Origin of the sequence: Streptococcus sp. oral taxon 056 str. F0418, assembly GCF_000220065.1 — a bacterium.
Classification (GTDB): Bacteria; Bacillota; Bacilli; order Lactobacillales; family Streptococcaceae; genus Streptococcus.
The window spans coordinates 697,755-722,083 of sequence record NZ_AFQU01000001.1 but is presented as its reverse complement, the minus strand read 5'-3'; the positions used below and the strand labels follow the sequence as shown (position 1 = coordinate 722,083).

Here is a 24,329-nt window from a genome sequence, read left to right as displayed (position 1 = left end):
TCATGAGTAAGTTATCAGAAATAGAAGCGCTTCTTTTTGTAGCAGGAGAAGATGGTTTAAGAGTTCAACAGATTGCAGAAATCTTGTCAATGCCTCCGACTGGGGTATATCAAAGTTTAGAAAAACTGGCTGCTAAGCATGAACAAGATCCGGATTCTAGTTTATCCTTAATCGAAACCTCCAATACTTTTAAATTGGTTACCAAGCAAGATTTTGCTGAACTTTTGAAGGTTTATTCTAAGTCACCGATCAATCAGAGTTTGTCACGAGCAGCTTTAGAGACCTTGTCGATTATCGCTTATAAGCAGCCTATTACTCGCGTAGAAATCGATGATATTCGTGGAGTTAATTCAAGTGGTGCTATTGCAAAATTGCAAGCTTTTGAGCTTATTCGTGAGGATGGAAAAAAAGAAGTGATTGGTAGACCAAATCTTTATGTAACAACAGATTATTTCTTGGATTATATGGGGATTAATCATTTAGAAGAACTGCCAGTCGTGACAGATACAGAGTTAGTAGCAGAAGAGAGCCAGTTGTTCAGTGAAGTTGACGACTTAGACATAGAATAAGGTCGTAAATTTCATATCGAGAGAGGATAGGATATGAGAATAAATAAATATATAGCCCATGCAGGGATTGCCAGTCGCAGAAAGGCAGAAGAGCTGATTAAGCAAGGCTTGGTGACAGTTAATGGTCAAGTTGTGCGAGAGCTTGCTACCCTGATAAAGTCTGGAGATAAAGTTGAAGTAGAAGGTCAGCCGATTTATAATGAGGAGAAAGTTTACTATCTCTTGAACAAACCAAGAGGAGTCATCTCAAGTGTCACAGATGATAAAGGACGAAAAACGGTGGTTGATTTGCTTCCTCAAGTCAAAGAACGGATCTATCCAGTTGGCCGTTTAGACTGGGATACTTCGGGTTTGCTCATTTTGACAAATGATGGTGATTTTACAGATGAGATGATTCATCCACGTAATGAAATTGATAAAGTCTATGTGGCGCGTGTGAAAGGACTGGCAAATAAAGAAAATCTTCGTCCGTTGACTCGTGGTGTTGAGATTGATGGGAAGAAAACGAAGCCTGCTGTTTATGAAATTATAAAAGTTGATCCAGCAAAAAATCGTTCCGTCGTGCAATTAACTATTCATGAAGGCCGAAATCATCAAGTGAAAAAAATGTTTGAGGCAATCGGTCTGCAGGTAGACAAGCTTTCTCGGACGCGTTTTGGACACCTTGACTTGACTGGTCTTCGTCCAGGAGAAGCTAGACGCCTTAATAAAAAAGAAATTAGTCAATTACATAGTTTGGCGGTTACAAAGACTAAAAAATGATCAAAAGATTACTCATTGCTCCTGTGCGATTCTATCAACGCTTTATTTCGCCAGCTTTTCCACCTTCTTGTCGCTTTCATCCTACTTGTTCTAATTATATGATTGAAGCGATCGAAAAGCATGGAGCTAAGGGTGTTTTGATGGGAATAGCGCGTATCTTACGTTGTCATCCCTGGTTGCAAACAGGAGATGATCCAGTTCCGGATACCTTTAGCTTAAAAAGAAACACCAAAAAAAGAGAGTGGGACAGAAATCGGTAATTCGTTAGAATTCGATTTCGTCGTCCCACCTCCGCACAGTTGAGTAGGGCTGTAAAAGCTGATGAAATCAGCGTAGTAGAGCCCACTCAACCACTGCGTCTTGCTCGACAATCCAAAGATAATTGAGAGGCTAGGACTTTTGTCCCAGCCTCTTTTATCGTTTAGACCATGTTTTTGGTAAGAAAAGCAGGAGCATAGGATAAATTTCTAAACGACCAGCAATCATAGCTAAAGATAGGAGGAATTTAGATAGCGGATTAAAAATAGAGAAGCTATCTGTTGTTCCAATCATTGGTCCGATATTATTGAAGCAACTGAGGACTCCACTGACAACAGTCATGAAATTATTATTATCAAAGCTAACAATAAAGATTAATGCAACAATAATGATGGCATAAATAGCCAAATATTTTAAAACTTTATGCTGGGTATCCTTATCAAGAGTTTGACCATTAACGTGCAGAGTTAGTACTCTGTTAGGAGATAGCGTTGAAAGAATTTGATTTTTAGCGATTCGCGCCGTAATCATACAGCGGATGACTTTGAATCCTCCGGCAGTAGAACCTGCAGATCCTCCAATACACATCAAAAGTAACAAGATAAATTGTGAAAAGAGTGGCCAATCAACTGTGTTGCCAAAACCAAAACCAGTTGTAGTAATGATATTTGTTACTTGGAAGAAGGACATTTCTAGACTATCTGCTACATTTCCATATAAATGGAGGATGTTGAATGTGATTAAAATTGTTGAGATGATAACGATTGTCAAATAGCCCCTAAGTTCCTCGTCGGCAAAGCAAGCTTTAAATTTTCGAATCAATAGGTAATAATAGAGATTAAAATTAATCCCAAAAGCTAGAACTCCAAAGCTGACTAAGTAAGTAATTAGCGAGCTATTGTAATGAGCAATACCATCATTGTAAACGGTAAAACCTCCAGTACCAGCAGTCCCCATAGCAATAATGAAACTATCAAATAAAGGCATACCTGCTAGAAAATATAGCAGAGTAAAGATTGCAAATAGAGCCAAATAGATAATATAGAGGATTTGCGCAGTATTCTTTAGCTTAGAGACAACTTTACCAAAGACAGGACCTGGAACTTCTGCTTTCATGACTTCTAAATGGCCATTTTTAGCATTATCCATTATCGCAAGTGCAAAAACCAACACACCCATCCCACCAATTAAGTGAGTAAAGCTACGCCAGAAAAGCAAGGAATGAGAGAGAACACCGACATCGTTCAGGATAGTGGCTCCTGTCGTAGTGAAGCCAGAGCTGACTTCAAAGAAGGCATCGATGATATCTGGAATTTGACCAGAAAAGACAAATGGAAGAGCACCAAAGAAGGACCAGAAAATCCAACATAGGGCTACAATTAAAACACCTTCTTTGGCATAGATATGGGCATCTTTGGGTTTAAAGAAAACACCTACTCCACCTATGGATAATAAAATAGCAATGGTAACAATAATTGATAGAAAGACTTGAGCTGACTCTTGGTAAATTACGGCTACAATGAGGGGGACGATTAGAAGACAAGCTTCAATCAACAGTAACTTAGAGAGAAGGTAACGAATCATAGATTTATTCATCAGTTTACTCCTCTAACAAATCATAAATTTTAGTAATATTTTGCAACAAGGTTGTCACAAGGATTTTATCTCCAGCTACAATCTGATCAGCACCTGTTGGGAAAATCGCTTTTCCATTCCGTATAATGGCAGCCAAAAGCACACCTTTCTTCAACCTTAATTCAGATAGAGGTCGATGAGTCATCTTGTTTTCTTCTTTAATTTGGAATTGCAGTGTTTCAATTCGTCCATTTGCCACATGATGCAGGGCTTCTAAGCTAGAAAATTGGGCATTATAACGGCCACGGATGAAATGCATAATTGTATCGACGGCACTTCCTTTAGGTGTAACAATACTAGCAAAATCCTGGCTATCGATGATTTCTAGTAAGCTAGTACGGTTGATTTTGGTGATATTTTTTTGGACACCAATACTATTTAAGAACATAGAAGCGATAATATTTTCTTCGTCAACTCCCGTCAGTGTAGCTACGGCATCATAGTTTTGCGCACTTTCTTCTAGTAAGATGTCTTTTGCGGTTCCATCTCCGTGAACGACATACAGGTCGGGGAATTCTTGGCTGAACCATTCTGCTCTCTTACGATCGACTTCAAGGACTTTAAGGTCAATTTTACTATGTTGTAACATATTTAAAAGATAGTAAGCTATTTTTCCTGCTCCGATAATCATTAAGCTCTTTATGACACGAGGGCGAATAAAATTATGGAAGAGCATTATTTCCAAGCGGTTACCCGTAACGAAAAGTTTGTCATTCGGTAGGATGGTGAAATCGCCATCGGGAATGGTTAATTCGTTGTTGCGCTCAATAGCACAGATAATGACATTAGCAAATTTCTGTCTGAAATCAGAAATAGTTGTCTGACATAAACTGCTATTGTCTTTAACTTTAAATTCCATCAGTGCGACACGTCCATTTGCAAAATGCTCTACAGACAAGGCATTTGGAAAGTCAATGATATTAGCAATTGAGCGTGCTGCCAGTTGCTCAGGGTTAACAACTAATGAGAATCCAAGAATATTCTTTTCTTTGAAATAAGGATTTGAATATTCAGGGTTACGGACACGAACGACGGTTTCTTTTGCCCCCATCTTTTTTGCAAGTACTGCAGAGACCATATTGACTTCATCGTGCTCAGTCATGGAAATGAAAATATCACAATTTTCAATATTCGCTTGTTCTAAAACTTTGAAATTAGCTCCATTTCCAACTATACCGATAATATCATAGCGCTTGGTGATGTGGTTTAGAACAGCTTCATCCTGCTCAATGAGTACGACATCGTGGTTCTCTGCCACAAGTGAACGGCAAAGGGCGGTTCCGACCTTACCACCGCCGACAACAATAATCTTCATTTTATACCTCCGAGATATGTATCTATCATACCCTTTTTTTGTGTAAATTTCATCTGTTTGCTGTAAGTTCATCCTTCTGTAGTATGCTGAAAAAGTGTTTGAGAAGAAATAAGTGATAAAACTTAAAAAAATCTTAAATTTTCGAGTTGTTTAAGTTGACATGTCAAAGGAAAGTGATATACTAGATAAGTGCTATCATTGATTTACCTCAGACCTGTTGTGATGTAAGTTAATGAAGCTTTAACCACGCTGTTTGCTGAGCTTGACTCCGGGCAGTGTGGCTATTTTTTTATATGAATGAAATAAGTAGGATAAGATAATGACCGCAAAAAATCATATTGTATTATTTGAACCACAAATCCCACAAAATACAGGAAATATTGCGAGGACTTGTGCAGCGACGAATGCTCCACTGCATATCATTAAACCGATGGGCTTCCCTATTGACGATCGTAAGATGAAGAGAGCGGGCTTGGACTATTGGGATAAGCTGGACATTACGTATTATGAGAATCTAGAAGAATTTATGGAACAGATGGATGGTCGTCTTTACTTGGTTTCGAAATTTGCTGAAAAGGTTTATTCAGAAGCGGATTTCTCTAAACATGAGAACCATTATTTTATGTTTGGGCGTGAGGATAAAGGCTTGCCAGAAGAATTTATGCGTCAGCATTCAGAAAAAGCGCTACGTATTCCTATGAATGATGAGCATGTGAGGAGTTTAAATGTCTCAAATACAGTATGTATGATTGTTTATGAGGCGCTCCGTCAGCAACAGTTTGCTGGTTTAGACTTGGTTCATGAATATCAGAATGATAAGTTGAAATAATTTCCGTTACATCAAACAGAGAACTTGCTATTGCAGGTTCTTTTTGGTATGATAAAGGAGTCTTCAGGGCAGGGTGAAATTCCCGACCGGCGGTAAATTCTGGCTGTTGCCAAATTTTTGCTTTTATATAGTGCTTTTGATTCCTGCAAACATCGGTTAACTTTGCGAATCATTGCCTCATCTAAAAACAAAATTTTTGTCAATTTTATGCAAGAGAAGTCCGCGAGCGCAAGCTGATGTGGTGAAATTCCACAACCGACAGTATAGTCTGGATGGGAGAAGACGAAAGAATGATGAGCTACTGTTAGCAAATGATAGAGAGTTTTTGTTTTTATAAAATAACTCTGTCGAAACTTTCAGTCTGCTTTTTAAACTATTTTGCTTTTCTTTCTAAGCTATTTTTAAGGCTATTAAGGTAAAGTAATTGGGTGAAGCAGTCTTTCTAACTTCTCTAATTTGCATAAATTGGAGGAACCATGATGACACAAACACGTAAAATGGCTATGATTGCCATTCTTTCTGCAATTTCATTTTTATTAATGTTTCTTGCTTTTCCACTTTTACCAGCTGCTAGCTTCTTGCAGCTTGATTTGAGTATTTTACCGATTTTAGTTGGTTTAGTGCTCTTGGATACAAAAAGTGCCTTGAGCATTCTGTTGCTTCGTTCACTTTTAAAGCTATTTTTAAACAATCAAGGCGTCGGTACCTATATCGGTCTGCCAATGAATATAATTGCTTTAGCAGTTTTCGTTTTGGTTTTTGCCTGGGTATGGAATAAAAAGAAATCGTCTTTTCGATTTTGGTTGGCCGGAGTCTTTGGGACACTTTCTTTGACTTTAGCTATGTTATTATTGAACTACGTTTATGCCATGCCTTTATTTGCGAAGTTTGCACATTTTGATATCGAAACATTGATTGGTGCTGCAACTTATTTATTTACAATGGTTATACCTTTTAATCTTTTGGAAGGTTTGATTTTCACCATCGCATTTTGGTTGGTGAACTTGTGTTTACATCCGATTTTAAAGAAATATGAAAAATAAACAGACTTATTTAACACGGGGCGTATTTGCCCTTTTACTTTTTGTTATATTGGGCTATGCCGTTAAGTTTTACCCTAATCAGTTAGCTGGTATAGATAGTCCAATTCAGACCTGGCTGCGAGGAGATTTGCCTCCTCTTCTGACTAATGTTTTTACCATCATCACAAGTGCTATTAATCCTCCGATTATCATTGCATGGGTGCTGATTTTAGTGATGGTATTTCTATCTAAGGGGTGGAAGATCGAGGCGGCTTTTTTAGCAGGAAATCTACTTTTGCATGGAATTTTAATTAAGCTGATTAAACTTGTTTATCAAAGAAGTCGGCCGACTATACCACATTTAGTTGAAGAAGGTGGGTTTTCTTTCCCAAGTGGCCATGCTATGGCGACGGCGATTGTTCTTGGAACCTTGATAATTATTGCCCAACAGAGGATTCAGCAAAATCAGATGAAGCGCTTGGTTCAGGTGTTGATGCTTGGCTTTATCGTTACTATTATGGCTTCCAGAGTCTATCTAGGAGTACATTATCCGACGGATGTTATTGGAGGAGCCTTGATGGGCTTTGCTATTCTCAATATCGAGTTTCCCTTTTATGACAAGCTACGCTTTCAATGGCGCTTCACGGGAAAGCAAAAATAATATGAGAAGAAAGGTTGGGCTGACCAGCCTTTTTGCCTTGACAAAAAAAGTCTCTTTCATTAAGATAGGAGCAGAATAGATGAGGAGGCTAGTATGTCTACTTTAAATCAAGAAATCATACAGTCTGTTTTAGATCTTGTAGATGCTATTCCCTCTGGGCGAGTTGCGACCTATGGTCAGATTGCTCGTTTGATTGGGCAACCTAAAAATGCTCGCTTGGTGGGAAGGATCCTCAGCAAGTCGGAACTTTATGGTGGCAAGCACCCTTGTCATCGGGTAGTCAATGCAGCAGGGCGTCTCGCACCTGGCTGGGAAGATCAGATACACTTGCTCTGGGCGGAGGGAGTGGATTTGAAGGTCAATGGCTGTGTAGACCTCAAGCGTTATCAGTGGGATCGGTGATTTCCTTCTTTCTTTTTGAAAGAGGGAATGTTTGTTTCTATCCCTTTTTTTGTGGTAGAATGAAAGGTATGAAATCTTACAATGCTTTGAATGATTATTATCGAAAACTTTTTGGAGAAAAAACTTTTAAGGTGCCCATTGATGCGGGCTTTGACTGTCCCAATCGGGATGGAACCGTAGCGCATGGAGGTTGTACTTTTTGTACCGTTTCGGGCTCTGGCGATGCCATTGTGGCACCAGATGCGCCCATTCGCGAGCAGTTCTATAAGGAGATTGACTTTATGCACCGTAAGTGGCCGGATGTTCGCAAGTATCTGGTCTATTTCCAGAACTTCACCAATACCCATGAGAAACTTGAAGTGATTCGTGAGCGTTATGAACAGGCCATCAATGAGCCGGGCGTCGTTGGTCTCAATATCGGAACTCGGCCGGACTGCTTACCTGACGAGACCATCACCTACTTGGCCGACCTGTCTGAGCGTATGCATGTGACTGTAGAGCTGGGCCTTCAGACTACCTATGAGGAGACCTCAGACCTTATAAACCGTGCCCATTCTTATGAGCTTTATGTGGAGACGGTCCAGCGAGTCCGTAAGCTAGCTCCCAAGGCGGAGATTGTCTCTCACTTGATCAACGGTCTGCCGGGTGAGACTCATGAGATGATGCTGGAGAATGTCCGCCACTGTGTGACGGACAATGACATTCAGGGGATCAAGCTTCACCTACTCCACTTAATGACTAACACCCGCATGCAGCGGGATTATCATGAGGGGCGATTGCAGCTGCTCAGTCAGGAGGAATATGTCTCCATCGTTTGCGACCAGTTGGAAATCATCCCCGAGCATATCGTCATCCATCGTATCACAGGCGATGCTCCGCGAGATATGTTGATTGGTCCTATGTGGAGCCTCAATAAATGGGAAGTTCTCAATGCCATTGAGGCAGAAATGCGTCGTCGTGGCAGCAAGCAAGGCTGTAAAGCAAAGGAGCAGAGATTCGTATGTTAAGACCCTTACACATGGCCCATGACTTTTTGGCAGAAGTCGTGACCAAGGAAGATACCGTGGTGGATGCTACGATGGGGAATGGCCATGACACCCTCTTTCTGGCTAAGATGGCCAAGCAGGTCTATGCTTTTGACATTCAGGAGCAGGCCTTAGAAAAGACGCGCCAGCGCTTGGCAGAAGCGGATTTGGACAATGTTCAGCTAATCTTGGCTGGTCATGAGACTTTGGATCAATACACAGACCATTTCAAGGCTGCTATTTTCAATCTTGGCTACCTGCCATCGGCGGACAAGTCTGTCATTACTCGACCTGATACGACGCTGGAAGCTTTGGAAAAGGTCTGCCAAGGTTTAGTAAAAGGTGGCCGAGTAGCCATCATGATTTACTACGGACATGCAGGTGGCGAAGTTGAGAAAGATGCGGTGCTAGACTTTGTCAGTCAACTGCCTCAGCAGGACTTCACCGTTGCCCTCTACAAGACCATCAATCAGATTAACAACCCGCCTTTCTTGGTCATGATCGAGAAGTTAAAGGATTAAAAATAAAACCACTTGAAGAGAGGTTGGCGCATTAACCTTAGTTCAGGTGGTTTTTATATTTGGTATAAAGGTTTTGACCAGTTTCTGTTAATCGATTAATACCATCAGCTGCGATAGGCAGGAGTAAAAAGATATAGATATAGACATACTGGCTCTTGGTTTCCCAAACCAAGTGGAAGAAAAATCCACCTAAGAAAAAATTACTGGATAGAGTTGCATTGGAGATCTATTTAGTCCTCCTTTGACCAGTTGATACATCATTGAAATCATTGAGAAAAGGTAAATGCTAAATAGCACCAGTAAACTAAATATATAGACAGACTGATACCCCGCTTTTCCTTCATAAATACTTTGGAGTAACGGTGTAAATGTATACTGCTGTCGAGCAGTCTGTGGTCCTGTCCAGATGGATTGGAAGGTCGGTTCGGTCCAAGTAGAAATAACCTTTTCATAGAAGAACTTAAAGGCATAATCTGGATGCTGTAGGAAATGGATGATTAATTTTTTCAAGTCTTGAATAGCCATTTTTTTGGCTTTTTCTTCATGAAATTGATTTCGCTTGAGGATTTTGGTATTGTAGGCATCATACCAGCCTCCTAAAGTTTTTCGGTTGGGATCATCTCGTAGTCCCATAGTTACATATGCAATCTTTGGGGTTCCTTCACCGATTTTTTGTCCAACTAGGTTTTCATAGTAGTGGATCATCGCTTTGTTTGGAAGAATGATACTCATGAGTACTGCTAAAAGGATGAGAAGCTTTTTCCAGGAAGTTTTTTTGAAGAAGGATAAGAGATGGACTGCGAGTAACGTCAGGGCGAAAATAATATAGTTGTTTCTTAAAAGGCAAGCTATACCAATAGAGAATGCTCCGATAAAAAATCCCAACCAAGACTCTTTTTTCCTGAATAAGAGAAAGCCATAAAAACTGAGTAGGCAGAAAAACAGACCAGGAATAGTACCATAAGCAAATAGGATGAAAAATAGCTGCGGGAGAAAGAGGAAGCTGAGGAAAATCGTATAGTTTATGACAATTTCTGATTTATTTAGTATTGCTGTGATATGATAGAGTAACCAATTACTTGAGAGAACAAATAGAAGATTCATCACAAAGATAAACTGACTATTTGGAAAAAGAGAGGTATAAAATCTCTCCAATGTCATCAAACCGAGCTGATGCGGATTTCGGTACATATAAGCTCCAAGAGTAGTAAGAGAGCTATAGTCACCTCGATTAAAGGCTAGTGCTGCGTTGTAGACATGCTTGGCGTCAGCTCGAAGTACTCCATTGTTATTGACAATTAGATAAATACCCGCTAAAAGATAAAAAAGAGCAAAGAAGCTAAAAAGGACTTTACTGGGGATTTTTCTTAAGAAAAACTTGCTTCCAAGTAGTGTAGCCAGAAATCCTATAAGTAGTGGGTAAGTATACCAGGGTTTATTGACGAATTGAACTCCTTCTGCAATTTCCAAAGGAATATAAGTATGAGAAAAGAAGAGTTGACGAGTCAATAAAAAAAGCAATCCTGTTGCCAAGAGAAGCACCATAAAATAAGAAAAAAGAAATATGAAATCACTTATTTTTTTAACACGACATCCTCCTCTCTTTTACTTTGTATGATTATCCTTAAAATCTTTGGCAAAATACATTTTATTCTATCGCTTTTATGTTAAAATAGCTATTAGGAGGAAGAGAATGTTTCATAAGAGTAAATTATTGTTCTGGACGGTTGAAGTTCTACTAGCAACACTAGTTTTTTATTTATGGCGAATGATGGGGGATTTAGTCACTCCTGTCATCAGTGTTGTTAATACGATTTTGATTCCTTTTTTGATAGCTGGCTTCTTGTATTATATAGCGAATCCTTTGGTTATTTTTCTAGAAAAATACCTAAAGCTAAATCGTGTACTAGGCGTCCTATTGACATTAGCAATCTTAATTGGTTCGATTGTGTTAGCAGTTGTCTATCTTTTGCCGATTTTAGTAACACAGTTAACGAGTTTGATCAATTCTAGCCAAAATATCTATCGCTATGTCTATAGTTGGGTTAATAATTTGGCAAAAAATCCAGTATTACGGCAACTTGATATCCAGTCTACTTTGCAACAGTTAAACTTGTCTTATGTAGATATTTTAAAAAATATTCTAAATGGGGTAACGAATAGCTTAGGAAGTGTGGTTTCAGCGGTTGTAAATACAATCTTTATCATTATTATGACTCCGATTTTCTTAGTTTATTTTTTATTGGATGGAAATAAATTATTGCCAATGTTGGAGCGGAGCATTTTAAAACGAGATAAACTCAATATATCCTCTTTATTAAAGAATCTGAATGCGACAGTATCGCGCTACATCAGTGGTATCTCGATTGATGCTGTGATTATTGGTTGTTTGGCTTATATAGGTTATAGCATTATCGGAATTAAGTACGCTTTGGTATTTGCAATCTTTTCTAGTCTAGCAAATCTTATTCCTTATGTTGGGCCGACGATAGGTCTTATTCCGATGGTCATTAGTCATGCCTTTACCGATCCGCAGAGAATGCTGATTGCTGTTCTTTATATGTTGGTTGTTCAACAAATTGATGGGAATATTCTCTATCCGCGGATTGTTGGGGGAGTGATGAAAGTCCATCCTATTACAATCATGGTACTTTTGCTTTTATCAAGTAATATCTACGGGATTATAGGTATGATTGTTGCTATTCCAACTTACTCCATTATTAAAGAAATTGTCAAATTTCTTGCTAATCTTTATGAGAACCATAAAGAAGCTCAAGAAGCAAAGAAGAATGAAGAATACGGAATCATTAATAAATAGCGGACAGGTGGCCTAGGGTCACTTGTTTTTGTTTAGTATTTCATCAGCCAGATATTTATTTTCTAATTGGGAAGGTGCAAATAGATAAATGTTATGGTATAATTGAAATATCTATTTTATTTAGGAGAGGGAAAATATGGAAGACCCCAGTAGTCAGACCTTATTGTTACAATTTTTATTATTAGTCATTTTGACTTTTTTAAATGCATTTTTTTCAGCTGCAGAGATGGCTATGGTATCGCTTAATCGAGCGCGTGTAGAACAAAAAGCAGAGGAAGGCGATAAAAAATACATTCGCCTATTGCAAGTTTTAGAAAGTCCAAATAATTTTTTATCAACAATTCAAGTAGGAATCACTCTGATAAACATCTTGTCAGGTGCTAGTTTTGCAGACACACTTGGTCGAGTATTTGCAAGTTGGATGGGGAATTCTGAAACTGCCCACGCCGTAGCAAGTTTTCTATCTTTGGCTTTGTTGACTTATGTTTCTATTGTATTTGGAGAGTTGTATCCAAAGCGAATCGCCTTGAATCTTAAGGATAATTTAGCTGTTCGATCAGCTCCGTTCATTATCTTTTTAGGTAAATTAGTCAGTCCTTTTGTCTGGCTTTTGTCTGCATCGACAAATTTATTGAGTCGAATAACTCCGATGAAGTTTGATGATGCCGATGAAAAAATGACGCGAGATGAAATTGAGTATATGTTGACCAATAGCGAGGCGACCTTAGATGCTGATGAGATTGAAATGTTACAAGGGATTTTTTCTCTAGATGAGCTCATGGCTCGAGAACTCATGGTGCCACGTACAGATGCATTTATGGTAGATATTCAGAGCGACACGAAAGAGATTATCGAAAGTATTTTAAAGCAAAATTTCTCTCGAATCCCTGTCTACGATGGAGATAAGGACAATGTTATCGGATTGATTCATACCAAGCGTCTGTTGAATGAAGCTTTTGCCAATGGTTTTGATAATTTGGTTCTCCGAAAAATTCTCCAAGAACCATTATTTGTACCGGAAACTATTTTTGTTGATGATCTTCTCAAAGATTTACGCAATACACAAAATCAAATGGCCATCCTTCTTGATGAATACGGAGGAATGGCTGGTCTGGTGACACTCGAAGACTTACTAGAAGAAATTGTTGGTGAAATTGATGATGAGACAGATAAAGCTGAAATCGAAGTTCATGAAATTGGTGAGAGAACTTACATTGTCTTAGGAACGATGACTCTCAATGATTTTAATGAATATTTTGAAGTAGAGATTGAGAGTGATGATGTCGATACGATTGCTGGCTATTATTTGACCGGCGTTGGAACGATCCCTGGAGCTAGTGAGCGGATTAGCTATGAAGTTGAAAGCCAAAATAAAAAGCTGATTTTAACCAACGATAAAGTAAAAAATGGTCGCGTCACAAAAGTAAAAGTCGAAATATCAGAGCTTGAGTCGACAGAAGAAGAGGAAAAATGATCTTTTAGGGTCGTTTTTTCTTTAAGGTTTTTTCAAGAAATCTATAAGTTTTTCTTAAGGTTCAGGCTTTATACTATAACCATCTTAAAAGAAATGAGGATAGTCCAATGACAACGAAAACCACTTTCTCAAATCATTTCACTCCCCTAGATACGGACAAATAGTATCAAGAAATAGAAGCAAAGAGCAAAACTTTTTAAAAATTTTTTCATCTAATCTCCTAAGAAAGAGCTGAAAGATTAAAAACTTTCAGCTCTTTCTGTTATTTATCATGCCGTTTTGCAAAATCAACGAAGCGGAATTTATCTAATTTATGGCGACTATCCGTAAATTGAAATTGTTGTCCATTTGCTAGATAAACTTGTGATTTGACAGAGACGACATGATTCTCGTTTGCGATATCTAGCAAAATTTTGTCACGATTGGTTGCATGATCAATCGTGATTTCTTTCTTAGCATAGTCGATGACTAAGTTTAGCTTATTCTCAATATAATTATAGATGGAATATTCTGCAATTTCCCTGCTTATATTGGGAATGAGTTCCTTATCTAAATAATCGATATCAAGAACAGACGCAACCTGATCGACGACGCGTTGTCGTATAATTCGCCAAACTAAGCGATATTCAGGAAAGCCTGTTATCTGAGCCAACTTCTTATCAACAGTTAGCTTTTCTAGACTGATAACATGTGTTTTAGAGATCATCCCATGCAGTTCAACTAGTTCTTGATAGCTCGTCAAATTTGAAACTGGGAAATTAATTTGCTCGTGTTTAATGACTTTAGAACCTTGTCCTTTAAATTTATGAATGAGCCCTTCTTTTTGTAGTTTGTCGAGAGCTTTTCGAACGGTATCACGACTGATTTTATGATATTGAGCTAACTCTTGTTCGCTTGGTAAAAATTCACCGACTGAGTATTTCTCACTTAAAATATCCTGTTCAATTAATTTGAATAATTGCTCATATTTCTTCATATCATCCTCACTTGTTTTGTTTTTACCATACAACTTGTGTTATTCTAGCAAAAAATAAGTAAAATTTCAACAAACAAGTTGCATACATCTTTGGTATCGTTTACAATTTATGGTAGAAGTTGGTTAAAGTTGTGACCAATATAAAATATAAGGAGAGCGCTGGTTTTCCAGCCATGAATCAAATGGGAAAATTTGAAAAAGAAGCTAAAGACTTATTGGCAGCAATTGGAGGCAAAGAAAATGTGTCAGCTGTTACTCACTGTGCAACTCGGATGCGTTTTGTTCTTGCTGATGAGAACAAAGCAGATGTAAAGAAAATTGAAGGTATTAGCACTGTGAAGGGGACATTTACAAACGCAGGCCAATTCCAAGTTATTATTGGAAATGATGTGCCTATCTTCTACAATGATTTTACAGCTGTTTCAGGCATTGAAGGTGTTTCAAAAGAAGCTGCTAAAGCGGCTGCAAAGAGTAACCAAAATCCAGTTCAACGTGTGATGACTATGTTGGCTGAGATTTTTACTCCAATTATTCCTGCTATCATCGTCGGTGGTTTGATTTTAGGGTTCCGTAATATTCTTGAAGGAGTGCAGATCCAAGCGTTAGGTCAAAAAGTCATTGATGGTGTAGCCCAGTTTGCCAAGGATGGTGAGCCTGTTTATAATACAATTGTAGACGTTTCTAAGTTTTGGTCTGGAGTCAATCATTTTCTTTGGTTACCAGGCGAAGCTATTTTCCATTTCTTGCCAGTTGGAATTGTTTGGTCAGTGACACGTAAAATGGGAACTAGTCAGATTCTTGGGATTGTTTTGGGGATTTGTTTGGTATCTCCTCAGCTCTTGAATGCTTATGCAGTAGCTGGTACACCAGCGTCAGAAATTGCGAAAAATTGGGTTTGGGATTTTGGTTTCTTTACAGTCAACCGTATTGGTTATCAAGCACAGGTTATCCCAGCTTTACTTGCAGGACTTTCTTTGTCCTATCTGGAAATTTTCTGGAGAAAACGAATTCCAGAAGTTGTTTCTATGATTTTTGTGCCGTTTCTTTCTCTATTACCGGCAGTTATTTTGGCTCACACGGTTCTAGGACCAATAGGTTGGACATTAGGACAGTGGTTGTCTACGATTGTTCTTGCTGGTTTGACTGGGCCTGTTAAATGGTTATTTGGTGCAGTATTTGGTGCACTATACGCACCGTTTGTTATTACTGGCTTACATCATATGACCAATGCTATTGATTCGCAGCTAGTAGCAGATGCGGGCGGCACAGCTCTGTGGCCGATGATTGCTTTATCAAATATTGCACAAGGTTCAGCTGTTTTAGCTTATTACTGGATGAATCGTAGCAACGAGCGTGAAGCACAGATTGCTCTACCAGCTACTATTTCGGCCTATCTTGGGGTGACAGAACCAGCACTCTTTGGTGTGAACGTGAAATATATTTATCCTTTTGTAGCAGGAATGATTGGCTCTTCCATTGCAGGTCTATTGTCAGTAACTTTTAATGTGACAGCTAATGCCATTGGTGTTGGAGGACTTCCAGGGATCTTGTCTATTCAAGCTAGATATATGTTACCATTTGCAGGTATTATGCTAGTGGCAATTGTTATACCGTTCATATTAACTATGATATTTCGCCGTTTGGGTTTGTTTACAAAAGCAGAGGGTGACACAGTTGCACCGCAAGTTGAAGCATTAACAGAAATCAAAGAGGCAGCACCTTTAGCTGATTTAGTTGAAATTGTGAGCCCTTTGACAGGCCAAGTGAAAGAATTGAGCCAAGCTTTAGATCCAGTCTTTGCCCAAGGTGTAATGGGGCAAGGAGTTGTGATTGAGCCAAGTACAGGTGAACTTATTGCTCCAGTTGACGGTGTAGTGTCAGTGCTATTTCCGACTAAACATGCAGTTGGAATAGTATCTGACAATGGGGTAGAAATGCTCATGCACATTGGTATGGATACAGTAAATCTAGAAGGAAATGGTTTTGAAGCGCATGTGGCTCAGGGAGATACTGTAAAAGCAGGCGATAAACTCATTAGTTTTGACATGAACGTTATTCAGAAAGCAGGCTATATAACGGAAACGCCAGTCATCATTACCAATCAAGACAAATATCAGGCGAATGAGCTTGGACAGCTTCCGCGTTCTATTAAGAGCGGTGATAGTTTGATTATTGCAACGCGAATTTAAACGTTATTATTAGGGGTGGGAATTAAGCCCGCCTCTTTCATATTGCAGTAATTAGAGAGGAAAAATATGGTGTTAGATAAAAAAAGGTCGTTTACCAAATCTATCCAAAATCTTATAAAGATACGACGGGGAACGGAGTAGGAGATTTTAGAGGCATCATTGAAAAAATCCCTTATCTGAAAGATCTGGGAGTGGATATGGTTTGGCTCAACCCTTTCTACCCGAGTCCGCAGCGGGACAATGGCTACGATATCTCAGATTATACGGCTGTTGATCCTATCTTTGGAAATATGGCGGATTTTGAGGAGATGATCAAAGTCGGTCGGGAGAATGGAATTGACTTCATGCTGGATATGGTGCTTAACCACTGCTCAACAGAGCACGAGTGGTTTCAGAAGGCTTTGGCCGGTGACAAGTACTATCAGGATTTCTTTATCCTGCGGGATGAGCCGACAGACTGGCTGTCTAAATTTGGTGGTAATACCTGGGCACCATTTGGCGATACGGGCAAATACTATCTGCACCTTTTTGATATCACCCAAGCAGATCTCAATTGGCGCAATCCCCGTGTCCGTGAAGAGCTTTTTAAGGTGGTGAATTTCTGGCGGGACAAGGGCGTCAAGGGCTTTCGCTTTGATGTGATCAACTTGATTGGCAAAGACGAGGTATTGGAGGACTGCCCAGAAAATGACGGCAAGCCAGCATACACGGATAAGCCAATCGTCCATGACTATCTTCGCATGATGAATGCAGCAACCTTCGGGAAAGACGATTCCTTTATGACTGTGGGCGAGATGAGCGCAACGACGATTGAAAACTGTATTCTTTACACTGCACCAGACCGGCAAGAACTGTCTATGGCCTTTAACTTCCACCATCTCAAGGTGGACTATGAGGCTGGGCAGAAGTGGACTCTAAAGGCTTTTGACTTTGAAGAGCTCAAACGCCTCTTCCATACTTGGGGCAAGGAAATGAGCGAGCATGACGGCTGGTCCGCCCTCTTTTGGAACAATCACGATCAGCCCCGAGCCCTGAATCGCTTTGTCGACGTTGAGAACTTCCGCAATGAAGGAGCAACCATGCTGGCAGCCAGTATCCATCTGTCTCGCGGAACGCCCTACATCTACATGGGTGAGGAAATTGGGATGGTGGATCCCGACTATGAATCCATGGCTGACTATGTGGATGTCGAGTCCATCAATGCTTACCAGAGCTTACTGGCTGCTGGACAATCGCCAGAGGTGGCTTTCAAGATTATTCAGGCCAAGTCGCGGGACAACTCTCGGACTCCAATGCAGTGGAATGCTTCAGCTAGCGCAGGCTTCTCAACAGGTACACCATGGCTGAAGGCTGGAAAATCCTATCCTCTCATCAATGTGGAAAATGAAATCAAGGGGCCGATTTTTACTTTTTACCAGAAATTAATCGCCCTCCGAAAGGAGCTGCCTATCATTGCAGAAGGCAGTTACCAGCCAGCCTATGAGGACAGCTCGCAGATCTACGCTTTTGAGCGGGAATGGCAGGGGCAAAAACTCCTAGTCCTCAATAATTTCTACGCAGACCCTATCACGGTGGACATCCTGCCAGACTATCATAAAGGGCAGATTCTCCTATCCAATTATGGCAAGACACACATTGAACCTGCGCTGACTCTGCAGCCTTACGAGACATTAGCTATTTCAATTTAGTGATACCAACCGATTGATTTTCAATCGGTTTTTGTTGCTTAAGGAGGTTGCATCTATCCTGTTTATTGGATTCATCTGTTGTAAAACAATGAAAATGAAACTGAAAAACAGTTTGTTTTCTAAAAAATAGACAAATAGAATCTATTTTGTAAATAGTCGTGGTATAATAGAAATAATTATAAAACGTTTTCAAAGTGTAGAGGTTTTACAATGGTTGAAGAGAAAATTGAAGAAACAGTTGACTATGGAAAGGTGACAGGGATGGTCCACTCAACGGAGAGTTTCGGTGCTGTAGATGGGCCGGGTATCCGTTTTATCGTCTTTTTGCAGGGGTGCCATATGCGTTGTCAGTATTGTCACAACCCTGATACATGGGAAATGGAGACCAATAAATCGCAACTGCGGACGGTTGATGATATTTTGCAGGAAGCTTTGCGCTACAAGGGATTTTGGGGCAATAAGGGGGGCATAACCGTTAGTGGTGGAGAAGCACTGTTGCAGATTGATTTCCTAATTGCTTTTTTTACAAAGGCGAAAGAGCTGGGGATCCACTGTACACTAGATACTTGCGCCCTACCCTTTAGAAATACGCCTCGCTACCTGAAGAAATTTAATAAGTTAATGGCGGTGACTGATTTGGTCCTTCTAGATATAAAGGAGATCAATGAAGCGCAACATAAAATCGTAACCAGCCAGACAAATAAAAACATTCTGGCTTGTGCACAATATCTTTCTGACATCGGAAAACCAGTCTGGATTCGTCATGTTTTGGTGCCTGGGCTGACCGATCGTGATGATGATTTGATCGAGCTGGGCAAGTTTGTTAAGACGTTGAAAAATGTAGATAAATTTGAAATCCTGCCTTATCATACCATGGGGGAATTCAAGTGGCGTGAGCTGGGAATTCCTTACTCGCTTGAAGGCGTCAAACCTCCGACTGCTGACCGGGTTAAGAATGCTAAAGAACTCATGCAGACCGAGTCGTATACCGAGTATATGAATCGAGTGCATAATAGCTAGAAGTTATTTAAGTGGTTTGTGTGAGCTCCTTGGTTTTTTATATGTTTGCTAAAAATAGTAACAATCTTGCCAATATGCGATAAAATAGACATTGATAAAAGACTGGCTGTCTACAGAATGTAGTAGATTTTGTTAGATAGATTAGTAAGTCACACCATATGATGTGATAAGAGTGAATTGATCGCTTTTATATATAATGAATTTACAATATAAGTGTACAATAAAAACTCATAAGATTTCTAATAAAATAGGATTGGACAAAATAATTACGAAAGGAAATCTTGTGAGTCATCATCATTTTACCATATACGAACATGAAAGTATTCTCATTTACCACACTCAAGGCCTAAATCTTTCTCAAATTACTAAGTCATTTCATCGTCATCCTTCCATTTTTAGTCGTGAGTGGAAACGACTATAGAAGAAGGAGGCTATTCTCCAAGTTGAATCTTACCATATTGCTAAAAAATATTGTGGACGAAAGAAAACACTAGAAATAGATCACAATAATTTAAGCGATACTATTATTAAACACTTATTCTTCGGCTATCAATATTCTCCTGAAGAAATTGAAGGTCGGTTACGCTTAGAATATGAGAAAGCTATTAATTAGTTACCAAACAATCTATAGAGCCATTTATCGTGGTCATCTTGATGATAGTTCACTATCTCAGGGTTCTTGTGGTGTGATTAGCAAGCTCCGTCACCGTGGGAAAACACGTCATACGAAAGGTTATGTCGAAAATAGAGGGAAAATTCCTATTTCTCATACGATTCACGAAAGACTAGAAGAGGCCAATAACCGAACTAGGATTGGTGATGGGTGTTGAAGGTAAAACTAAAAAAGCATGTTTAGAGACTCTAACTGACCATTATTTACGTTTTCTAAAAATTCAGAAGGTGGCTGTCAAGAAAAATAAGTTTGTGTTCAAGGCAATGGTAAAACTGATAGAACACGTGACGAAGCATACTGTGACTCTTGATAGAGGGAAAGAATTCACAAATTATCAGGAATTGAATAATCAATTAAAAATTGAAGTTTATTTTCTGTTCCTCATGCTCCGTGGCAAAGATGATCAGGAAAATACGAATGGACTATTAAGAGAATATGTTCCAAAAGGCAGTTATCTAACATTAGTTGATGTCAGACCATTCAGCTGTGGGAAAATAAACTTAATAATAGGTCACGGGAATGTCTTAACTGGAAAATACTTTGAAGAAAATGCGCATTTAATTTAACAATTCAAGAGACATAAAACAGACTGTAAGTGACTAGAGTTTTGAGATTATAAAAATTAGATTCCATAATTCCTAGTATGGTTTTACCCACTACAGAAATTATAGAGCCTAAATCTACAAGAGAGTAAGAAGAACAGATTTTTGTTCTGACTTACTCTCTTTTTGTGTAATATCCATAAATATGATAAAATGAAGGAAAGAATTATAAAGAAGAGGTTTATCATGTCTAAAATTTTAGTTTTTGGTCACCAAAATCCTGATTCAGATGCCATTGGTTCATCCTACGCATTTGCTTACTTGGCTCGTGAAGCTTATGGCTTGGATACAGAAGCTGTTGCTTTGGGTGAGCCTAATGAAGAAACAGCCTTTGTTTTGGATTACTTTGGCGTGGCGGCACCGCGCGTGATTACATCTGCAAAGGCAGAGGGAGCTGAGCAAGTCATCCTGACAGACCACAATGAATTCCAGCAATCTGTGGCAGATATCGCTGAAGTTGAAGTTTATGGCGTAGTGGACCACCACCGTGTGGCTAACTTTGAAACAGCTAGTCCACTCTACATGCGCTTGGAGCCAGTGGGATCTGCTTCATCTATTGTTTACCGTATGTTCAAGGAGCACGGCGTAGCAGTTCCAAAAGAGATTGCCGGATTGATGCTTTCTGGTCTGATCTCTGATACACTCTTGCTCAAGTCACCAACAACTCATCCGACTGACAAGGTTATTGCTCCAGAATTGGCTGAGCTGGCTGGTGTCAACTTGGAAGAGTATGGTTTATCTATGCTCAAAGCAGGTACAAACTTGGCTAGCAAATCCGCAGAAGAGTTGATCGATATTGATGCGAAAACATTTGAACTGAACGGAAACAATGTCCGTGTTGCACAGGTCAACACAGTTGATATTGCTGAAGTTTTGGAGCGTCAAGCAGAAATCGAAGCGGCTATTGAAAAAGCAATCGCTGACAATGGCTACTCTGATTTTGTCTTGATGATTACAGATATTGTTAACTCGAACTCTGAGATTTTGGCTATTGGTAATAATATGGATAAAGTTGAAGCAGCTTTCAATTTCAAACTTGAACATAACCATGCTTTCTTGCCAGGAGCTGTTTCTCGTAAGAAGCAAGTGGTGCCACAGTTGACAGAAAGTTTTAATTCCTAGGAGTTAATAAAATATAGATTAACAGGACGGTTAGACTGTTCAAAATCTAACTAAGAGAAATCCTCCTACATTTTTAAAATTGTAGGAGGATTTTTTTGAATGAGAATACAGGTCAAGGAACAAGACTTCCTAATAGATAGGAAAAAATATTCTTTCCTAACTGAGCGGAGAAATGGTATGATAAATATATGATGAATGTTTAATAAGGTTTATTTTGGATTATTTTCAACAAATCAGAACATTTTATATTTTATCATAAGGGGAAGTTATGCTAAAAAAAAGACAAAACAATATCATTGATATCCTAAATGATAAAGATCAATGGTTGACAGGAAAAGCTTTGGCCCAGATGTTGAATGTTTCAGATAGAACGATTCGATCGGATATTGAAGCTATCAATAGGGAATACCAAAGAGAAATGATTATCTCAAATAAGCGCCTTGGTTATAAATTAGATGAGCAGGCTATTTCAGAGATGGAATTAGTGACCAATAATATCATTCCTCAGACGCCGCAGGAACGCTGTATTTGGATTATTAAAGAGCTTCTTTTCAACTCGAAGGAATTGAATCTGTATGATTTGGAAAATCGTGTTTTCATCAGCGGTTATTCGATTGAAAATGATTTGGGGCGTATTAAGAAGATGATTAAAGATTATCATCTAAATTTGAAACGTTCTAAGAATTTTGTCGAACTGATTGGAGAGGAAAACGAGAAGCGTAAACTTTATCGTAAATTGTTAACTGATGAAGTACAGGGAAACTTTACTAACTTAAATATATTGGCGACTTTGTTCTCAGACTTTGATTTTCTAAAAATATCGGATATTTTTACGGAAACTTGCTATGAATATGATTATCAAATCAAAGAATCGCTTTTTCCTATCGTTATGATTCATGCAGGAGTTGCGATTGAGAGAATTATCAGTGGAAATTATGCTGAGAATATTGAACTACCAGATGAATCCTTTACAAAGACTTTGGAATATCAGTTGTCAAAGGAATTCTTTGAGAGAGTAGAGGAAAAATGTCGGATTCATTCGGTAAAAAATGAAATTATCAAGTTTGCTATTCTACTTTGTAGTAGTAATAGTCAACAAGATTTTACACAAAAAGAAGAAATTCGAGAGATTGTGGTTGCAGTCTTGTCTAAAATAAATGATAACTTTGATATTGATTTTTCAGATGATGAGGCTTTGGTAAATGGGCTTGGAAACCATATTTCATCATTGATTGAACGACAAAAAACGAATACTAGCATGTCGAATGTCTATCTTAAGGAAATCAAGCGAAAGTATCCGTTGGTATTTGAGATGGCTGTTCATGCAGGTGAAGTGCTAAGCGAGCGGTTAGAGAAAAAAGTTGGAGAAAACGAATTATCTTTCATCGCTTTACATCTTGGAGCAGCTTATGATCGAGTGAATAGTCCGAGTAAATATCGAGCAGTAGTGATTATTCCCAATAATCAAATGTTATCTAAACCTTTTATTGATAAAATCAATTCGCGCTTTGAAGAACGGATGTCAATTGTTTTTCACTATAAGATTTTTGATGAGCGACAAGTGGGTGCAATTGAGCCAGATTTAATTATTTCAACAGTTCCCTTGAAACATCAGCTAAAAATTCCTACTTTGCAATTATCACTTCTTTTTGATTATGAAGATGAAAGTAAGATTTTTCAGTTATTGAATCAGTTAGACAAGGCACGCTATCATGAAAAATTCCAAAAGATGATGGAGCACCTTATCCAAAAGAAATTGTTTTATAGAAAAGACCACGTAGCAGATGGTGAAGAAGCGATTGAATATTTGTGTGATGAACTGATCAAAGAAGGACTGGCTGATGAAGACTATAAGGCAGATGTTATGAAGCGCGAGCGAATTTCAGCAACTTCTTTTGTACAAGGCTTTGCTGTTCCACATGCCATCGAAATTTCAACAAGCGAATCTTGTATAGCTACATTGACGTTGGATAAGCCCGTTCAGTGGGGAAACTTTGAAGTGCGTCTGGTTATCTTACTGGCTATCCGAGGAGAAGATAATCAGTTAATGAGTATCTTTTTTGACTGGTTATCAAGTCTAGTTATGGATCCGCAAAAGCTATCTGCTTTATTGAATGCGCGTGATCAAAAAGACTTCATCGAAAGTATTTTAGAATAGGAGAAAAAAATGGAAAATGTAAAAAAAATGAGGAAGACTCAATCGCTTGGCTTGTCACAAACTGGAATGACGAAGCGTTTTGTGGCTTATCTACTAGACTGGTATTTAGGTGCAATGCTAGCGTCACTTCCTGCTGGAATGGTTTCTCAAAAAATATATGGCAACATGCTTCATCAAAATTTATTGACACTTCAAAAACCATACGGTTTGATTTGCGGGATTTTGGGTCTTGTTTGCGCTATGTTTTACTATATAGCAGTACCACTTGGGAAAAATAAAGGCCAGACCCTAGGTAAGAGAATAATGAAGCTGAAAATTGTCAAAGAAAATGGTCAAGATGTAGATCTAAAGACGATTTTATTGCGACAGTTAGTAGGAATTATCCTTATTGAAGGTAGTCTTTACTCTGCTAGTGCTATTTTGCATCAGATTATTCAGTTAAGTACAGGCTTTAGAATAGTTGTCCCTTTGATGATTATTGGTCTAGTAATAGGGGTTGCTAGTGCTTTGTTTGTGGCCTTTCATCCTAAACATAGGGCATTCCATGATTTGATTGCACATACAAAAGTAGTAGAAGTATAATTTTTTCCGCTTATTAGGAAAGGGCTTT

19 protein-coding genes, 3 pseudogenes and 1 riboswitch are annotated in these 24,329 nt (G+C 38.8%); of the genes and pseudogenes, 18 read left to right on the top strand and 4 right to left on the bottom strand.

Features of this window, described 5'->3' with window-relative positions; genetic code table 11:
* The first annotated feature begins 2 nt into the window (after window positions 1-2).
* The 3 genes from scpB to yidD are packed head-to-tail and all read left to right on the top strand — an operon-like array spanning window position 3 to window position 1,591.
* Complete coding sequence (gene scpB / locus HMPREF9182_RS03560) at window positions 3-569, top strand: SMC-Scp complex subunit ScpB (protein WP_009443371.1); 567 nt, start codon at window positions 3-5, stop codon at window positions 567-569.
* Between the two features lie 33 nt (window positions 570-602).
* Entirely contained in the window at window positions 603-1,331 is a 729-nt protein-coding gene (locus tag HMPREF9182_RS03555; protein WP_009754735.1) for a pseudouridine synthase, read from the top strand.
* Window positions 1,328-1,591, top strand: coding sequence for a membrane protein insertion efficiency factor YidD (gene yidD / locus HMPREF9182_RS03550; protein WP_037602655.1), 264 nt, complete (start codon window positions 1,328-1,330; stop codon window positions 1,589-1,591). Before HMPREF9182_RS03555 ends, yidD begins: the two co-directional genes overlap by 4 nt.
* 154 nt (window positions 1,592-1,745) lie before the next feature.
* Here the strand turns inward: yidD and HMPREF9182_RS03545 are convergent, their stop codons facing one another.
* Both HMPREF9182_RS03545 and trkA read right to left on the bottom strand, forming a co-directional pair.
* Complete coding sequence (locus tag HMPREF9182_RS03545) at window positions 1,746-3,185, bottom strand: TrkH family potassium uptake protein (RefSeq protein WP_009754328.1); 1,440 nt, start codon at window positions 3,183-3,185, stop codon at window positions 1,746-1,748.
* Window positions 3,186-3,189: 4 nt separating this feature from the next.
* Window positions 3,190-4,539, bottom strand: a complete 1,350-nt coding sequence (gene trkA, locus HMPREF9182_RS03540) for a Trk system potassium transporter TrkA (protein ID WP_009443050.1) — start codon at window positions 4,537-4,539, stop codon at window positions 3,190-3,192.
* Between the two features lie 319 nt (window positions 4,540-4,858).
* Between trkA and trmL the strand changes: the two genes are divergently transcribed.
* The 6 genes from trmL (at window position 4,859) to HMPREF9182_RS03510 (ending at window position 8,999) form a co-directional block, all read left to right on the top strand.
* Window positions 4,859-5,368, top strand: a complete 510-nt coding sequence (trmL, locus tag HMPREF9182_RS03535) for a tRNA (uridine(34)/cytosine(34)/5-carboxymethylaminomethyluridine(34)-2'-O)-methyltransferase TrmL (RefSeq protein WP_009754593.1) — start codon at window positions 4,859-4,861, stop codon at window positions 5,366-5,368.
* 55 nt (window positions 5,369-5,423) lie between these two features.
* Window positions 5,424-5,656: riboswitch (FMN riboswitch) on the top strand.
* 191 nt (window positions 5,657-5,847) lie between these two features.
* On the top strand, window positions 5,848-6,411 hold the full coding sequence (locus HMPREF9182_RS03530; RefSeq protein WP_037602978.1) for an ECF transporter S component: 564 nt from the start codon (window positions 5,848-5,850) through the stop codon (window positions 6,409-6,411).
* Window positions 6,401-7,051: a phosphatase PAP2 family protein gene (locus tag HMPREF9182_RS03525; RefSeq protein WP_009443601.1), complete on the top strand. Its 651-nt coding sequence runs from the start codon at window positions 6,401-6,403 to the stop codon at window positions 7,049-7,051. The genes HMPREF9182_RS03530 and HMPREF9182_RS03525 overlap by 11 nt, the downstream gene beginning before the upstream one ends.
* Window positions 7,052-7,144: 93 nt before the next feature.
* Window positions 7,145-7,453, top strand: a complete 309-nt coding sequence (locus HMPREF9182_RS03520; protein WP_009443865.1) for an MGMT family protein — start codon at window positions 7,145-7,147, stop codon at window positions 7,451-7,453.
* 59 nt (window positions 7,454-7,512) lie between these two features.
* Complete coding sequence (locus tag HMPREF9182_RS03515) at window positions 7,513-8,460, top strand: TIGR01212 family radical SAM protein (protein WP_009755068.1); 948 nt, start codon at window positions 7,513-7,515, stop codon at window positions 8,458-8,460.
* On the top strand, window positions 8,454-8,999 hold the full coding sequence (locus HMPREF9182_RS03510; RefSeq protein WP_009754389.1) for a tRNA (mnm(5)s(2)U34)-methyltransferase: 546 nt from the start codon (window positions 8,454-8,456) through the stop codon (window positions 8,997-8,999). The genes HMPREF9182_RS03515 and HMPREF9182_RS03510 overlap by 7 nt, the downstream gene beginning before the upstream one ends.
* Window positions 9,000-9,036: 37 nt before the next feature.
* Here the strand turns inward: HMPREF9182_RS03510 and HMPREF9182_RS03505 are convergent.
* Window positions 9,037-10,544: pseudogene (locus HMPREF9182_RS03505) on the bottom strand (beta-carotene 15,15'-monooxygenase).
* A gap of 148 nt (window positions 10,545-10,692) precedes the next feature.
* On the opposite strand from HMPREF9182_RS03505, the gene HMPREF9182_RS03500 reads away from it, so the two are divergent.
* Both HMPREF9182_RS03500 and HMPREF9182_RS03495 read left to right on the top strand, forming a co-directional pair.
* Window positions 10,693-11,817, top strand: coding sequence for an AI-2E family transporter (locus HMPREF9182_RS03500; RefSeq protein WP_009443516.1), 1,125 nt, complete (start codon window positions 10,693-10,695; stop codon window positions 11,815-11,817).
* 136 nt (window positions 11,818-11,953) lie between these two features.
* Entirely contained in the window at window positions 11,954-13,291 is a 1,338-nt protein-coding gene (locus HMPREF9182_RS03495) for a hemolysin family protein (protein WP_009443421.1), read from the top strand.
* A gap of 262 nt (window positions 13,292-13,553) precedes the next feature.
* Here the strand turns inward: HMPREF9182_RS03495 and treR are convergent, their stop codons facing one another.
* Window positions 13,554-14,267 (bottom strand): trehalose operon repressor, encoded by a 714-nt coding sequence (treR, locus tag HMPREF9182_RS03490; protein ID WP_037602650.1) that lies wholly within the window; start codon window positions 14,265-14,267, stop codon window positions 13,554-13,556.
* Between the two features lie 182 nt (window positions 14,268-14,449).
* On the opposite strand from treR, the gene treP reads away from it, so the two are divergent.
* The 7 genes and pseudogenes from treP to HMPREF9182_RS03455 all read left to right on the top strand — a co-directional run bounded on the left by treP (window position 14,450) and on the right by HMPREF9182_RS03455 (window position 24,301).
* Window positions 14,450-16,456, top strand: coding sequence for a PTS system trehalose-specific EIIBC component (gene treP, locus HMPREF9182_RS03485; protein ID WP_037602975.1), 2,007 nt, complete (start codon window positions 14,450-14,452; stop codon window positions 16,454-16,456).
* 66 nt (window positions 16,457-16,522) lie between these two features.
* Window positions 16,523-18,144 (top strand): annotated as a pseudogene (gene treC, locus HMPREF9182_RS03480) (alpha,alpha-phosphotrehalase).
* Between the two features lie 210 nt (window positions 18,145-18,354).
* Window positions 18,355-19,164 (top strand): pyruvate formate-lyase-activating protein, encoded by an 810-nt coding sequence (gene pflA / locus HMPREF9182_RS03475; RefSeq protein ID WP_009755110.1) that lies wholly within the window; start codon window positions 18,355-18,357, stop codon window positions 19,162-19,164.
* Window positions 19,165-19,447: 283 nt separating this feature from the next.
* A pseudogene (locus tag HMPREF9182_RS11125) lies at window positions 19,448-20,403 on the top strand (IS30 family transposase).
* 222 nt (window positions 20,404-20,625) lie between these two features.
* Window positions 20,626-21,561, top strand: a complete 936-nt coding sequence (locus HMPREF9182_RS03465) for a manganese-dependent inorganic pyrophosphatase (RefSeq protein ID WP_009443202.1) — start codon at window positions 20,626-20,628, stop codon at window positions 21,559-21,561.
* 268 nt (window positions 21,562-21,829) lie between these two features.
* Window positions 21,830-23,719, top strand: coding sequence for a BglG family transcription antiterminator (locus HMPREF9182_RS03460; RefSeq protein WP_009754259.1), 1,890 nt, complete (start codon window positions 21,830-21,832; stop codon window positions 23,717-23,719).
* 9 nt (window positions 23,720-23,728) lie between these two features.
* Entirely contained in the window at window positions 23,729-24,301 is a 573-nt protein-coding gene (locus HMPREF9182_RS03455) for an RDD family protein (protein ID WP_009754263.1), read from the top strand.
* Window positions 24,302-24,329: the final 28 nt, after the last annotated feature.